The organism is Microbispora amethystogenes (assembly GCF_016863015.1).
Lineage (GTDB): Bacteria > Actinomycetota > Actinomycetes > Streptosporangiales > Streptosporangiaceae > Microbispora > Microbispora amethystogenes.
This window is the reverse complement of record NZ_BOOB01000039.1, coordinates 46,970-61,434: the sequence shown is the minus strand read 5'-3', so window position 1 is coordinate 61,434 and position 14,465 is coordinate 46,970. Positions and strand designations below refer to the sequence as shown.

Here is a 14,465-nt window from a genome sequence, read left to right as displayed (position 1 = left end):
TCGAGGGAGTGCTCGTGTGGCTGCTTGTGTGGCTGCTCGTGTGGCTGTTCATCGGCCCTTCCGGGGTGCGTCCGGCAGGAGCTCGGCGAACATCGCGGCGCTGCGGTCCCACGTGAACCCGGCTGCCCAGGCGCGGCACTCCCGCGCGGTCTCGGCCGCCCGCGCGGGGTCGGACAGCAGCGTGAGCGCCTCCGACGTCACCTTCGCGAGCGACCGGCCCTCCGCCGCGCCCTCCCCGGCCAGCCAGCCTGTACGCCCGTCGCGTACGGCGTCGCGCAGGCCGTCGACGTCGAAGGCGACCGTCGGCACGCCGAGCGCCGCCGCCTCCAGCACGCTCAGCCCCCAGCCCTCGCCCTGCGAAGCGGACAGATGCGCCCAGGCGCGGCCGACGAGCCGCTCCTTCTCCTCCTCCGGGACGTGCCCGTGCAGCCGTACGACGTGGGTGAGCCCGCGCTCGGCCACCAGGGCGGTGAGGCGCCCGAGTTCGGGGCCGCGGCCGACCAGGTCGACGGTGAGACCCGGCCATTCCGCGCGCAGCGTCTCGGCGAGGCCGACCACGAGTTCCACCCGCTTGTGGGGCACCATCCGCCCCACGCAGACGAGGGAGGGCCGCTCGGCCCGCTCGTGGCAGGCCCGCTGAGGCGGGTGCCCGCCGTTGGGCACGACGGTGATCGGCCCCGTCCACGCGAGCCTGCGCCGCATGGCCGCGACGGTGGACGGGGAGACCGCCACGCACAGGTGCCGCCGGTAGACCCGGCGGGCCGCCGGGCCTTCGAGGAACCGGCCCAGCCGGGCGAGCCAGCCCGGGAAGTGCACGCCGAACTGCGCGTCGTGGACGTGGTGCACGACGCACAGCACCCGCACCTCCCGCGGCACGAGCAGCGGGGTGAAGAACGGGATCCCGTTCTGACAGTCGATCACCACGTCGAACTCGCGGCGGTGACGCCACAGCCAGGCCGCGGCACGGGCGTACACGGTGAAGGTGCCGCCTCCGCGGACGATCCTGACTCCCTCCACGGTCTCGGCGGCCGCCTGCCCGGGGCCGCGCGCGGTGATGAACGTGAGCTCCGCCCCCCACTCCGCGAGCCGCCTGCCGATCTCCCAGGCGTACGCCTCGGCGCCCCCGGCCCGCTCGTGCCAGGGATCACGCCAGTTGACCAGGGCGACGCGCAGGCCGGACAGCCGCGGCGGCACGCCGTTCGTCCCGTTCACGTGTTCGTCGGCATGAGGTGTTCCGGCAGGGCTCAGGCGGTGACGGGCGGCGTGTGATCGAAGGCCGTGTGATCGAAGGCTGTGTGATCGGGTGACAGGGGTTCCGCGAACGGGCGGGTGGAGGCCAGGGCGAGGCGGGGGCGGGCCGCCCGGCGGCCGGAGCGCGTCCTGACCCAGATGACCGCGATCTGCAGGAAGACCCCCCAGCTGTGCCGCCAGCACGAGAACGTCGAGCCGCCGACGTCCCTCCAGGTCACCGGGATCTCCCTTACGCCGGCCCCGAGCAGGTGCACGTGGGCCAGCAGTTCCACGTCGAAGGCGAACCCGGTCGTGCGCAGGCGCCGGGCGGCCCGGCGGGCGAGGTCGCCGTGGAAGAACTTGAACCCGCACTGGGTGTCGCCGATCGGGCCGGTGACCCGGCGGGCCAGGGCGCGGAAGACCCGGGCGCCCAGCCTGCGCACCCGGCTGTGCCGGGCCTCGACGACCGAGCCCGGCGCGGCGCGGGAGCCGATGACCGCGGGCTGCCCGGCGACGAGCAGCCGGACCACCGTGTCGAGCGCGGCGAGGTCGGTGGCCATGTCCACGTCGCAGAACCCGACGAGAGGGGCGGTGGTGGCGAGCAGCCCGGCCCGGACCGCCGCGCCCTTGCCGCGCGTCTCACAGCGGATCAGCCGGATCGGCGTCGTACGCGGGGGCAGGGCCCGCACGACGTCCGGCGTGGCGTCCGTGCTGGCGTTGTCCACGACCACGATCCGCGCGGGATACGGCAGCGCGGCGAGTTTCGCGCACAGCTCCGACAGTCCCTTGGCGATCCGCGCCTCCTCGTTGCGGGCGGGGATCACGATCTCCAGCACGGGGGAGCCCTTCGGCGGGGGCATGGCGGGGATCAGCGGCTGCCGTAGTTGTACAGAGGCTTGTTGACCGGGCTCGGAGACGTGTCGGCCACGTTGACCAGGCCCACCGTGGCACCCACGGCGAGCAGACCGCCGACGGCCACCGCCAGAAGCACGCGCATGGAAGGGCTCCTCACTCGACCGTTTGATCGACACCTGACGATCGACGCCTGACGACACTAGAACCAGATTCTCTTACCATAAAGTAGATATACGAAAGAGAGACAAACCAGCTCAGGATAACGGCGTAGGCAGGCGGACTCCCGGCAGGTGCCTGCTCAGGCGTCGTCGCAGGGGCGTCGATGGCGTACAGCGCGGCGTACCGTCCGGTGTAGACGGGCCGGGCGCCCCGGAGCCGCGGGTGGAACGCGTTCCAGTTCGACTGGTCGCCGTCGAGCACGACGAAGCGGAACCCGGCCCCCCGCAACGCCTCGGTCAGCGGAGCCCCCGACCGCACCAGCGGAGTCAGCGCCAGGACACGCGGGTCCTCGGCTCCGACCACCGTCTCCCCCCCGCCGACCCCCACGCTGTCCCCCACCCGTACCGCGTCGTTCCAGACGACCCGCCGGGGCAGATATCGGGGCAGCGGATCGAGCACGGAGCGCCGCCCGTTCCAGTCGTAGGCGCGGTAGGCCTCCCACGGCAGCAGCAGCACGTCTCCCGGGACGGGATCGGCCGCGACCCGGGCGCGTACCTCGTCGAAGTCCTGCGGATACGGCACCGCCGCGAGCCTGCCCATGCCGCCCAGGGCCAGCGTGGGGAGCAGCAGCAGCGGCGCCCCCGCCGCCACCACACTCGCCACCACCGCACTCGCTGTTGCCGCACTCGCCGTTACCGCACCCCCTGCCACCGCACCCCCCGCCACCGCACGCCCTGCCACCGCGCGCGCCGGCGCACCGCGTAACCGGGCCGCGACCGCCCCGAGGCCGAGCGCCTGCGCCAGCGCGAGCGGAGCCACGTACTGCTGGGCGTCCCGGAGCACCGCGAACCCCGCCCAGTGCGTCACCAGCACCCGCAGGGCCGCCCGGCCCGGCTCGGTGACGCCCAGCGCGGCCACCGCGAAGCCCGTCACCACCGCCACCGCCAGACCCGGCCGCGCCGGGGCCCCTCTCCCCAGGGCGAAGCCCGCCAGCATCACGACGGCCGCCGCCAGGCGCAGGACCTGCGGAAGCATCGCGTCGTATCCCGGTGGCACGGCCTCGGCGTTCCAGATCCCCGACAGCACGAGGAGGCTGCCGAGCGCCCCGAACGGCGTGTCCGCGCGGGCCGCGAACGCGTCGACGCCCGCCGGGTCGCCGGGCACCCCTCCCGGCCGCAGCAGGCTCGGCACCAGCCAGGGCAGGCTCAGCGCCACCCACGACACCGCGAACACGCGCAGTGTTCTGTCACGCGACCTGTTACATGCCTTGGTGCGCGCGTACGCGGCGACGGGCGCGGCGGTCACGAGCGTGATGATCATCGCCATGAAGCCGCCGGCCGCCGCCGGCAGCAGCGCCAGCACGATCGCCCGCCGCTCTGCCCCCCGCCCTGACCACCGCTCCGCGCCTCGTCCTGCCTCCCGCCCTGCCTCCCGTCCTGCCCGCCGCTCTCCGCCGGACACCGCGCGTACGGCCCAGGGCAGCCCCGCGTACCCCAGCAGCAGCGCCCAGTGCCCGAGCAGCAACCGTTCGGCGACGAAGGGGTTCCAGGTGTAGAAGACTGCGGCGGCCACCCTCGCCGTGGGCGGCCAGCGTTCGGTCAGGGCCGCCATCCCGCAGCAGGCCAGCACGAAGATCCCCAGCAGGACGGCCTTCTGGACCAGCGCCCCGGGCAGGACGAGGCCGAGCGCCGCGACCAGCGCGTCGCTGGGGACGGCGCGGGGCAGCGTGCCGGACAGCCCGAAAGCCGTCGCGCCGAACACCGGCTCCGGCACGAACACGAGGTCGTAGGCCAGCGTGAACCCGGGCCCGAGCGCCGGGCCGAGGGCGAGCGCGCCGATCAGCAACCCGCCCCAGATCGGCCAGCGGCGACCGGCCGCGTCCCAGAAAGACATGTCTCCCAGTTCTAGCGGCAGTCCCGGCTACCTGCCCGGCTCGGGGTCGCGGGGCAGGCCGAGCAGGCGCTCGGCGATGATGTTCAGCTGCACCTCGGTCGTGCCACCGTAGATCGTCATCGCGCGGGTGGCGAGCACGGCCCGGTTCCAGTAACCGGCGTCGCCGAGCTTCCAGTCGGCGGCGGTGACGGCGGCCGGGCCGATCAGGGAGACCGCGGCCTCCGACACGTGCTGGGCGTGCGCGGTGGACAGCAGCTTGCGCACCGAGGCGTCGGCGCCCGGCTCCTCGCCGGCGAGCTGCCTGAGGGTCACCCGCAGCGACAGCGCGTTGATGGAGTGCGCCTCGCAGACGACCGCGGCGAGGGCCTGCCGTTCGGCGGGGGTGAGCTCGCGGCCGAGCCGGCCGGCCAGGCCGAGCAGGTCGGGTACGGACGCCCCGGTGCCGCCCGAACCGGACGACAGACTGACCCGCTCGTTGGACAAGGTGTTCCTGGCCACCCGCCAGCCGTTGTTCACCTCGCCGACGACCATCCCGTCGGGGACGAAGACGTCGTCGAGGAACACCTCGTTGAACAGGTTTTCCCCGGTCATCTCGGTCAGCGGCCGCACGGTGACGCCGGGCGCCTTCATGTCCACCACGAAGTAGGTGATGCCGTCGTGCTTGGGTTTGGAAGTGTCGGACCTCGCGATGCAGATGCCCCACTCGGCGACGTGCGCGACCGAGGTCCAGATCTTCTGGCCGTTGAGCCGCCAGCCTCCCTCGACCTTCTCCGCCTTCATCTGCAGCGAGGCGAGGTCGGAGCCCGCCTCGGGCTCGGAGAACAGCTGGCACCAGACCAGCTCGCCGCTCAGCGTGGGCGGCAGGAAGCGCTCCTGCTGCTCCGGCGTGCCGTACGTGACCAGCGACGGCACCACCCACGCACCGATGATCATCTGCGGCGGCTTGATCCCGGCCGCCCTGACCTCCTGGTGGATGAGCACCTGCTCCAGCGGGGAGGCCGCGCGACCCCAGGGCCGGGGCAGGTGCGGCATGACGAACCCGGCCTTCGCGAGGGCCCTCTTCTGCTCCGCGCCCTCCAGCGCGGCGATCCCGGCCAGTTCCTCGCGGATCGCCTCGCGCAACGGCCGCGACTCCTCGGGCAGGTCGATCTCCATCTCCCGGGTGACGCCCTTCAGCGCCAGCGCGGCCACCCGATCCGACCACTCGGAGGAGGCGCCGAGCAGCGCGCGGATCGTCAGCGCGCGGCGGTAGTACAGGTGCGCGTCGTGCTCGAACGTGTAGCCGATGCCGCCGAAGGTCTGGATCGCGTCCCTGGCGCACTGCACGGCGGCGTCGGGCGCCATGACGGCCGCGATCGCGGCGGCGTGGTCGCGTTCCGCGCCCTCGGCCCGGGTGGCGTCCCAGACCGTGGCGCGGGCCTGCTCCAGCGCCACCAGCATCCGGGAGATCTTGTGCTTGACGCCCTGGAACTGGCCGATCGGCCGGCCGAACTGCACCCGCACCTTCGCATAGCCGGCCGCGGCGGCCACGCACCAGGCGGCCACCCCCGCCGCGTCCGCGCCGAGGACGATCGCGGCCGTGGCGAGCACCTCGTTCCTGGTCAGGCCGGTCAGCACGCGCTCGGCGGGCACCTCAAGGCCGGACACCTCGACCATGGCCACGCCGCGGGTGAGGTCGAGCGGGCGGACCACTGTGACCGTCGCCTGGGCGGCGTCGATCGCCACCCACTCCTCCCCGGTGTTCGTGGTCACCGGGAGCACCAGCACGTCGGCCACCCCCGCGCCGAGGACGTGCGCGGCGGTTCCGGTGATCCTGAGCCCGCCGTCCTCACGCTCACCGGTGATCTCGCCGGTGATCTCGCTGTTGAGGGCCAGTGCCCCGGTCAGGGACCCGTCCGCGAGCCCCGGCAGCAGATCCGCCCGCGCCTTCGCCTCGGAGGCGAGGATCGCGCCACTGGCCAGGATGGTGGGCACCATCGGGCCGGGCGTCATCCGCTCCGACAGGGCTTCTATCGCCACCGCCGCTTCCAGCAGGCCGTACCCGGAGCCGCCGTACTCCTCCGGCAGGTGCAGCCCGAGCAGCCCCTGACCGGCGAGGGCGGGCCAGAAGGCGGGACGCTCCTCCATGCCCGAACTCGCGCCCGGCTCCGCGCCCGACTGGGCTCCCGGCTGTGCTCCTGACTGGGCGAGGACGTTGACCACTCCCCGTACGACGTCGGCGGGAACGGCCCGCTCGGCCCATCCGGACACCGACTCGCGGAGCGCCTCGTGCTCCTCGTTCAGCCCGATCCCCATGTGATCCTCCAGCCCTGACGCCGCGTAGAACCATATTCTAGAGGAATATTCGCCGACGGGTCCGGGGCCGGTCATGACCTGCGAAGACGGCGGCGCGCCGCCTTGCGACCACGATCGCCGCAGGTAGACAGGGGCTATGCAGCTCACACGGAAGGTCCTCCGTACGGCCGCCGGCACGACCGTGGCGGCGCTGGTCGTCGGAGGGTGCGCGCCGCGGACCCCCGGCATCGAGACCACCCCGCCTCCGGCGGGGACGACGACGCCGAGCACCCCGCTCGCGCCCACGCGGGCGGTCGCGCTCGAGTCGGCCTACGAGCAGGTCATCAAGAAGGTCCTTCCGTCGACCGTGCAGATCACCACCGGGCAGGCGCTGGGCTCCGGCATCGTCTACGACACGGAGGGGCACATCCTGACGAACGCCCACGTCGTGGGCAATGCCACGGAGTTCCGGGTGACGCTGGCGACCGGTGGCAAGTCCAGGAGGGCCCGGCTCGTGAGCAGCTATCCAGAGGGTGACCTCGCGATGATCCGTGTGGAGGACGCCCACGGGATGACGCCCGCGACGTTCGGCCGCTCCTCGAACCTCAAGGTCGGGCAGATCGTGCTGGCCATGGGCAACCCCCTCGGTTTCTCCGGCAGCGTGACCGAGGGCATCGTGTCGGCCCTCGGCCGCACGGTGACGGGCGAGCGGCACGCCGGCGGCGGGGCCGCGACCATCACCAACGCGGTGCAGACCTCCGCGCCCATCAACCCCGGCAACAGCGGCGGCGCCCTGGTCGACCTGTCCGGTCAGGTCATCGGCATCCCGACACTGGCCGCCGTCGATCCCGAGCAGGGCGCCGCGCCCGGCCTCGGCTTCGCGATCCCGAGCGACACCGCGACCGACGTGGCCCGCCAGATCATCCGGTACGGCCGGGTCGTCAACACCCGCCGGGCCGCCCTCGGCGTACGGGTCGGCACCGCGGTCGACGCGAACGGCGACCCGATCGGCGTGGTGGTCGGCTCGGTGGCCCCCGGAGGCGGCGCGGACAAGGCGGGCATCCGCCCCGGCGACGTGATTGTGCGGGTCAACGGCACCGGGACCCCCACCGCCACCGCACTGTCGCAGATCATGGCCACGCTCCGGCCGGGAGACAGCGCGCGGGTCGAGATCCTGCACCCGGACGGCACCAGGAGCACGGTCTCGGCCGTCCTCAGCGAACTGCCCGCCGGGCAGTAAGCCGCAACCCCAAACAAGCCGCAACTAAGCCGCGATCCTGACAAAGTGGTGTGAGATAGCGCGAAATCGCTTGGAGCGGGCCTCCATGCGGTTGTTACGGTCGGGGCGTGATCTCCCCCGAACTGACCCGGTTCATCGCCGGTCTGCCCAAGGCAGAGCTGCACGTTCACCACGTCGGCGCGGCGTCACCGCACATCGTGGCCGACCTCGCGGCGCGCTACGAAGGCTCGACGCCCGTACCCGCCGATCCGGCCCTGGTCGAGAAGTTCTACGACTTCCGCGACTTCGCTCATTTCCTCCAGGTCTATCTGCAGGTCGTGGACCTCATCAGGAAGCCCGAGGACCTGTGGACGCTCATCCACGGCGTCGGCGGCGACCTGGCCGCCCAGCAGGTGCGGTACGCCGAGGTCACCGTCACCCCGCACTCCCACCTGGCCCGGGGCTTCGCGCCCGAGGAGATCTGTGAGGTGATCGAGGACGCCAGGCGACGGGCCGAGACGGACTTCGGCACCGTGCTGCGCTGGTGCTTCGACATCCCCGGCATCCCGGGGCCGCCCGCCGACGAGACGCTCTCCATCGCGCTCGACCAGCGGCCGGACGGGCTGGTCAGCTTCGGGCTCGGCGGCGCGGAAGCGGGCGTACCCAGGGCATGGTTCGCACCGCACTTCGCCGCGGCCCGCGCCGCCGGGCTCCGTTCGGTGCCGCACGCCGGAGAGGTCACCGACGCCCAGTGCGTCTGGGACGCCATACGGGATCTCGGCGCGGAGCGGATCGAGCACGGCATCCACAGCGTGCAGGACCCGGCGCTGCTGGAGCACCTGGCCGAGCACAACATCACGCTGGACGTCTGCCCCACCTCCAACGTCCGGACGGGGGCCGTGCCCGACCTGGCGGAGCACCCGCTGCCCGCACTGGTCGCGGCCGGGGTGCCGGTCACGGTCAACACCGACGACCCGCCCATGTTCGGCACCGATCTCAACCGGGAGTACGCCGTCGCGGCCGAACTGCTCTCGCTGGACGCCGACGGCGTGGCCGACCTGGCGCGCACGGCCGTCCGGGCGTCCTTCTTCGACGCCGCGGGCAAGCGCGCCCTGCTCAGGGACATCGACGCCTATGTGGCTCAGAACTCGTCGGCGCCGCTCACCTGAGTGATCTCGAAGATGTGGCGAGAGGCCGCGCAGACGGTCTCCAGCACGTGGATCGGGAGATCGTCGGCCGAGTAGGCGGCCCGCACAATCTGGACCACCCACTCGCCGGGGCCGAGATCGAGCGTGACCGCTTCCTCCCCTTCCGGTGGCCGGGCGATCAGATGTTCCTCCGCCCGGCCGAAGCGGTGTCCCAGGGCCTCGATCGCCGCCTGGAGACTGGGGCGCAGGAAACCGGGCTCGACCAGCGCCGTCCCCCCGAACAGGTCAAGCCGCAGGAAACTGGTGGCCACCCGCACCGGCACCTCGTCGGCGAGCAGCAGCTTGCGCCGGGCCAGCACCGGCGTCCCGGGCTCGACCCGCAGTCCCTCCGCCACGTGCCCCGGCGCGGGCTCGGGCCCGACGTACAGCATCGTGCGGCCGGCCCGCACCCCCTGCCGCTCCGCCTCGGTCAGGAACAGCGAGGCCGAGGCCCGTACGGCCGGCTGTGACGGCAGCGACCTTCGCACCACCACCCGCGGCTCCCCCGCAGGCTCCACGCCCCGCTCTCCCAACTGCTCGCCCACCCGCTGCCCCTCCTGCTTCCCGGCGCGGGACTCCCGCCCACGCACGCCACGACTCTAGGTGACCCACCGGTGCACGCTGGTGCAGCCCGGCAGAGATCGAGAAGGTGGGACCGGCTCGGTCAGGCCTCCTGACGCGGCCGCGCGGTCAGCCGCGTACCGGCGGCGAGGTGGTCCTGCAGGTCGGCGTGGCGGAACTGGTAGACCGGACCGACCACCCGCAGCAGTCCCAGCCGGTGCGCGTCGTCCAGGAAGTCCATCAGGTCCTTCGGGCACTTCCCCTGCTCTGCCAGGTGACGGACGGTGATCAGGTACGCGGGCCACACGCTGTGGCGGAGCATGGTGAGCCCGAGCTCGAGCGCCAGGAAGGCGCCGGACAGCACGCCGAGCTTGATCCCGAACCAGGGTCCGTTCGCCAGCCCACCCACCAGTCCGGTGACCACCCCGCCCCCGACTCCCGGCACCACGCCGCACAGGATCGCGAGAGCACGGCTCGCCCGCCAGGCGTGGTACGGCGTGGTCGCCGCCGTGAGAGGAGTGGGCTGCTGCATCCACCGGATGAGCACGAGGCCCGGCCCGAGCGCGAAACCCGCCCAGAACCCGGCCTTGATCGCGAGTCCGGGCTCCGCCTTCGCGACGAGCGCCGCCCCGGAGACGCTGACCATCCCGATCAGGATCCTGAGCAGGAGCACGATCGTGATCTGCTGGGCCAGATCCCGCACCCTGCCGCGGAACTCGACGCTGACCCGGCCGGGTGTCCCGGTGAACCCGCGCAGGGTGGCCGTCAGCACCCCGAATCCCGCGGCGAAGCCCGTCGGAAGGGCGACCAGCGGATGAATCTCACCCGCGATCGTGGCGACCGTGCCGAAGATCCCGCCGACGACCAGGCAGGCGGTGGTCGCCGCACGCCTGCGCTCGTCGGCTCCGAGCACCAGCTCGCCCAGGCGCCACCAGGCCAGGTCGCGGGTGCCGTTCCTGGAGAGCAGACGGGCCAGATAGCTCAGGTGGCGGCGCGTCTCGCCGGCGTCCCAGCCATGCCTCGGCGTCAGCTCGGGCGGCCCGGTCCGGCCGGTCGGCGACGCACCGGGCGAACGGGCGGCGAGAAGCACCGGGATCAGGCCGTCCCACAGGTGGCCCCGCAGTTCCTCCTGGTCCTGCCCCAGCAGCCCGGCCAGCGGGGCCGGATCGGCATGGGGATCGATGTAGACGGCACGCAGGAGCCACACGCCGAGAGGGGTGGCCGTCAGCTGTGACAGCCCTCCCAGCTCTCCGGTACGCAGGCCCTCCAGGACGTTCTCCCAGACCGGGCCGGGCTCCGGCGGTAGGCAGGTGCGCAGGTACCCTTCGGCGTCGGCCGGGGTGAGCGGCGCCGGCGCGATGACGGCCGCGGACGGCAACGGCTGCTTCGCGTCCTCGACGGCCTCGGCCAGTTCCTCCGTACGGCTGGTGAGGATATAGGACTCGGCCGCGTCCAGAGAGGCGTTGAGCGCCCTGACGATCGCGGCCCGGTGCGGGCGGGGCAACTCGTCCAGGCCGTCCATGACGGGCAGGATGTGGCCGCCCCTGACGAGTTCGCGGGCGACCCCGGAGCCGAACTCCGCCGAGCCCAGGGCCTCATAGCCACGCTCCAGGCTCCGGGTCAGCCAGGAGCGCAGGTCCTCGGCCGCGGGGTCCCAGCTCGACAGCGACAGCAGCACCGGTACGGGATCGGACGGGTCGCGCTCCTTCCCCGTCAGTTCGAGCAGGAGCTGGATGGCCAGGGTGGTCTTCCCGGCGCCGGGGCCGCCGGTGATCACCAGACGACGCCGCCGGAGCTTGAGAAAGTCCCTGGCCAGCTCGGCGACGGCGTTGCCGACGCCTTCCAGCCTCCCCTCGCCGATCAGGTGCCGGTGATGCAGCAGGCCGGTGTCGTCGGTGAGCTGCCAGACCACCGGAATCGGGTCGGGCTCCAGCCCCCGGATCATCGATTCGCCCCGCCACGCGTCGCGCACCAGGGCGGTGAGCGTGTCCTTGGCCGCGGACACCTGGTCGGGAAGGGTCACGCGGGGCGCGGCCCGGTTCCGCGCCCATCCCAGCAGCGCCACCCCGGAGGTCACCGCGGCCAGCGCGACCGCCACCGCGTCGGCGACGTTCGGCGAATCCGTCGCGGACACGGCTCTGAACACCACGACGACGGCCGCGCCCAGGGCGGCCACGCAGAGCGCGGCGGCAGGGAGCACGATCCACGATCTGCGCCGGTTCACCCGCACATGATGGCGATCTCCCGGCGGACGGCACGGCCGATCGGCACTAACCGTTACCATCCGGATACTCCGGGCGGCAATTCGGCCGCCCGAAACTAGGCCGGCCATCACGGAGAGGTCCAGACAACACGAAGGCCCACGGAGCGAGCATCCGCTCGCCCGCGTGGGCCTTCACGTCCGGTGGAGGTGGCGGGAATCGAACCCGCGTCCTTCAACACCAAGACAGGACTTCTCCGGGTGCAGCCTGTTGCGCTTTTCTCAGCCCCGGCGATCACACAGGCGTGTCGCCGACGGGCTCAGTCACTGTTTGGTTTCCCGTACGGCCCCGTGACCGGGTCGGACGGTTGAGCCTCCTAGCGATGTCAGTTCCGGGCCGGAGGCACTCCCGGGCTGACAGAGGTTTTTCGCTGCTGCTTAGGCGGCGAGAGCCAGGGAAGCCTGGCTCACCTCAGTGCTCTTCTTATTGGCACTTAATTGTCGCGGTCACAGTGTTGACGGGGTTATGTCCGCAGTCCCCGACCCGCTTCCCCTGACTTGCAATGCCGAAGTCGAAACCGGTCACCCCCTGGTCGAGATCTCTCAGGCTGAGAGCCGGACCCGAGAGCCCGGCAACACAAGCTTACTCATGACAACACCCGCGACGCGACTTCGATTCCTCCCACCGGAACCCGCCGCGAGCCACCGGGACCCACAGGGACCCGCCGGGACGCCGAAGCCCCCGGAGCGCGGCGTAAGCGCGGCGCCCCGGGGGCCGACCGGCAGGGTCGAGCCGGTCCGGATGGCAGGGCTCCCCCCGAGATGGAGCCCTGTCCTCATCACGGCGACTGGGCCCGCAACCCCCCGAAGCGGGTCCCAGTCACCCTGAAAGACGCCGGTCACGTCCCCAATGGTTGCTCGCGCTCCCCGGTTTTCTCAGGCCGCACTGTCTCAGGTCAGCGCTGTCTCAGGCCCGCACTGTCTCATCAAGTCAGCGCTGTCTCAGATCTGCGGCTGGGCGCCGCGGAAGAAGCCTCCCGCGACCGCCGGAGCGGCCTCCTGGTCGCCGCTTTTCACCAGTACGGCGAGCGCCACGTCCCCCTGCCAGCCGACGAACCACGAGAGCCTGGTCCGCTCCTTCTTCTCCGCCTGGGTCACCTGGGCCGCCACCCCGTACACGGGCTCGCCGGGAGCGGTGGCGGGGGCCGCCGCGCCCGAGGTGACGCCGGCCCGCATGAGCGTGCGCAGCTTGGCCGTGACCGCCGGGTCCAGCGATGTCGGCGCGACCGCGGGGGAGCCGCCCGCCTCCTCCGCCGCCGGGTCGGGGGCGGCGGGCGAGGTGACCAGTGTCGGCGGGCGCCAGGTGCCGGACTTGACGGCTCCCGCGACCAGGGCCATCGCGAGCGGGCTCACCTTGGCGCCCTGCCCAGCGATGATCTTCGCGACCGCGGCGTCGCCCTGGGCGGCGGGCACCGACCCGCTGAAGGTCCGCAGCGGCAGCTTCCAGCCGGAGCCGATCCCGAACTGCTGCGCGCTGCGGCTGATCGCCTGGCCGTTGATCCGGCGGGCCAGCGACGCGAGCGCGGTGACGCAGCCCTGGGCGAAGTCGGTCTGGAAGCTCGGCACCGTCACGCCGTCCACACCGGGCTGCTGGAAGCGCGCCCCGCCGACCGTCCGGTCGGAGCTGCACGGCACCTTCTGCTTGGGGTCGAGTCCCGCCCTGAGCAGTCCTTCGGTCGCGATGATCGAGAAGGCGGTGCCGGCCGCGTACTTGCCCGCGAGCGCGTCCCCCTCCTGGTGGAGCTGGTTGGTGGAGACGGCGAGCACCTCGCCGGTGGACGCCTTGACGGCGACGAGAGCGGCCGGGCGCGACCCCGCGACGGCGGCGTCGCCGGCGCTCTGCAGGCGGCTGTCGATTGTGGTGCGGACCGGCTCGTTCTCCCGCCCGGGCCACGCCTTGAGCTCCTTGACCTGCCGCCCGGTGGCGTTGTCCAGCACGACGACCCGGGTCTCGGTGGAGCCGGTGAGCTGGTCCTGGTAGGCCTTCTGCAGGCCGTCCCGGCCGAGGGTGTCACCGGCCCGCTGCGGCCCGCCGAGCCGCTGCTCCGCCTCCGGGGTGATGGCCGTGACGACCCCGACGATCTGCGTCGGCGACTTGGGGGCCACCGGCGCGTTGTCGATCTCGAACCGCAACCCGCCGATGGCCTCGAGCTTCGACTTGAGCTGGGCGAACTTCGTCCGGCCGAACGTCGCGAGCGGGACGAAGTCCTGCGGCGGCGACGACAGGACGCGGCTCAGCAGCCGGTCCTGGGCGAACCCGGTGATCTTCGACAGCTGCTCGCACAGGTGGGCGGGGTCCTTGACCTCCGCCGGGGTGACCCCCGCGACGTGCAGCATCGTCTCGTCCTGCAGGGGGTTGCCCGCGCGGTCGAGGATGGGCCTGCGGCCCTTGGGGACGGTGGCGACCGCGAGGCGCTGCCCGGCGTGCAGGTCCGGGTGGATGACGCTCGGCGACCACCGCACCTTCCACTGCCCGCCGACCAGGTGCATCGGCAGGGCGCCGTCGTACTGCCAGAGGGGGTTGTTCTCCCCGAGATCCACCTCGGCGTGGAAGGCGGCCCGCGCGGTCTCGTCGTCCAGGCTGATCCCCTTGAGGGAGAAGCGGATGGAGGCGGCGTCGAGCTGGAGGCGGGCGTCCTCCAGCGCCTTCCGTACGGCCGCCTGGTCGCCGTCGGCCCGCCGCGCGGCGGCCGCGTAGTCCCCGGTCTGCCAGCCGACGAGGAAGTCGCGCACCGCCTCGTGGGGCGACGGCTCCTCGAAACAGCCGGTGAGCAAGGGCGCGGTCAACCCCAGGGCGAGCGCGGCCCGTACCACTCTGGCGCGCACG

At 72.7% G+C, this 14,465-nt stretch carries 10 protein-coding genes and 1 other RNA gene; 2 read left to right on the top strand and 9 right to left on the bottom strand.

Annotated features, from left to right (window positions below; translation table 11 throughout):
- Nucleotides 1–48 precede the first annotated feature (48 nt).
- The 5 genes from Mam01_RS24900 to Mam01_RS24885 are packed head-to-tail and all read right to left on the bottom strand — an operon-like array spanning nucleotide 49 to nucleotide 6,432.
- Complete coding sequence (locus Mam01_RS24900) at nucleotides 49–1,212, bottom strand: glycosyltransferase family 4 protein (RefSeq protein WP_239101587.1); 1,164 nt, start codon at nucleotides 1,210–1,212, stop codon at nucleotides 49–51.
- A 32-nt stretch (nucleotides 1,213–1,244) separates the two neighbouring features.
- Entirely contained in the window at nucleotides 1,245–2,090 is an 846-nt protein-coding gene (locus Mam01_RS24895; protein ID WP_204287626.1) for a glycosyltransferase, read from the bottom strand.
- 8 nt (nucleotides 2,091–2,098) lie between these two features.
- Nucleotides 2,099–2,227: a hypothetical protein gene (locus tag Mam01_RS37415; RefSeq protein WP_263641786.1), complete on the bottom strand. Its 129-nt coding sequence runs from the start codon at nucleotides 2,225–2,227 to the stop codon at nucleotides 2,099–2,101.
- Nucleotides 2,228–2,238: 11 nt separating this feature from the next.
- Nucleotides 2,239–4,137, bottom strand: a complete 1,899-nt coding sequence (locus tag Mam01_RS24890; RefSeq protein WP_204287625.1) for an MmpA family trehalose lipid delivery protein — start codon at nucleotides 4,135–4,137, stop codon at nucleotides 2,239–2,241.
- 27 nt (nucleotides 4,138–4,164) lie between these two features.
- Entirely contained in the window at nucleotides 4,165–6,432 is a 2,268-nt protein-coding gene (locus tag Mam01_RS24885; protein ID WP_204287624.1) for an acyl-CoA dehydrogenase family protein, read from the bottom strand.
- A gap of 136 nt (nucleotides 6,433–6,568) precedes the next feature.
- Between Mam01_RS24885 and Mam01_RS24880 the strand changes: the two genes are divergently transcribed.
- Complete coding sequence (locus Mam01_RS24880) at nucleotides 6,569–7,651, top strand: S1C family serine protease (protein WP_204287623.1); 1,083 nt, start codon at nucleotides 6,569–6,571, stop codon at nucleotides 7,649–7,651.
- Nucleotides 7,652–7,758: 107 nt separating this feature from the next.
- A complete protein-coding gene (locus tag Mam01_RS24875; protein ID WP_239101586.1) occupies nucleotides 7,759–8,799 on the top strand; it encodes an adenosine deaminase in 1,041 nt (346 codons plus the stop codon).
- On the opposite strand, the gene Mam01_RS24870 is transcribed toward Mam01_RS24875, so the two are convergent.
- The 4 genes from Mam01_RS24870 to Mam01_RS24855 form a co-directional block, all read right to left on the bottom strand.
- A complete protein-coding gene (locus Mam01_RS24870; protein ID WP_204287622.1) occupies nucleotides 8,772–9,407 on the bottom strand; it encodes a GntR family transcriptional regulator in 636 nt (211 codons plus the stop codon). The genes Mam01_RS24875 and Mam01_RS24870 overlap by 28 nt on opposite strands.
- Nucleotides 9,408–9,481: 74 nt before the next feature.
- Nucleotides 9,482–11,602, bottom strand: coding sequence for an NACHT domain-containing protein (locus Mam01_RS24865; RefSeq protein WP_204287621.1), 2,121 nt, complete (start codon nucleotides 11,600–11,602; stop codon nucleotides 9,482–9,484).
- 178 nt (nucleotides 11,603–11,780) lie between these two features.
- Nucleotides 11,781–12,168, bottom strand: a transfer-messenger RNA (tmRNA) gene (gene ssrA, locus Mam01_RS24860).
- A gap of 412 nt (nucleotides 12,169–12,580) precedes the next feature.
- Nucleotides 12,581–14,464, bottom strand: a complete 1,884-nt coding sequence (locus tag Mam01_RS24855) for a penicillin-binding transpeptidase domain-containing protein (protein WP_204287620.1) — start codon at nucleotides 14,462–14,464, stop codon at nucleotides 12,581–12,583.
- Nucleotide 14,465 lies beyond the last annotated feature (1 nt).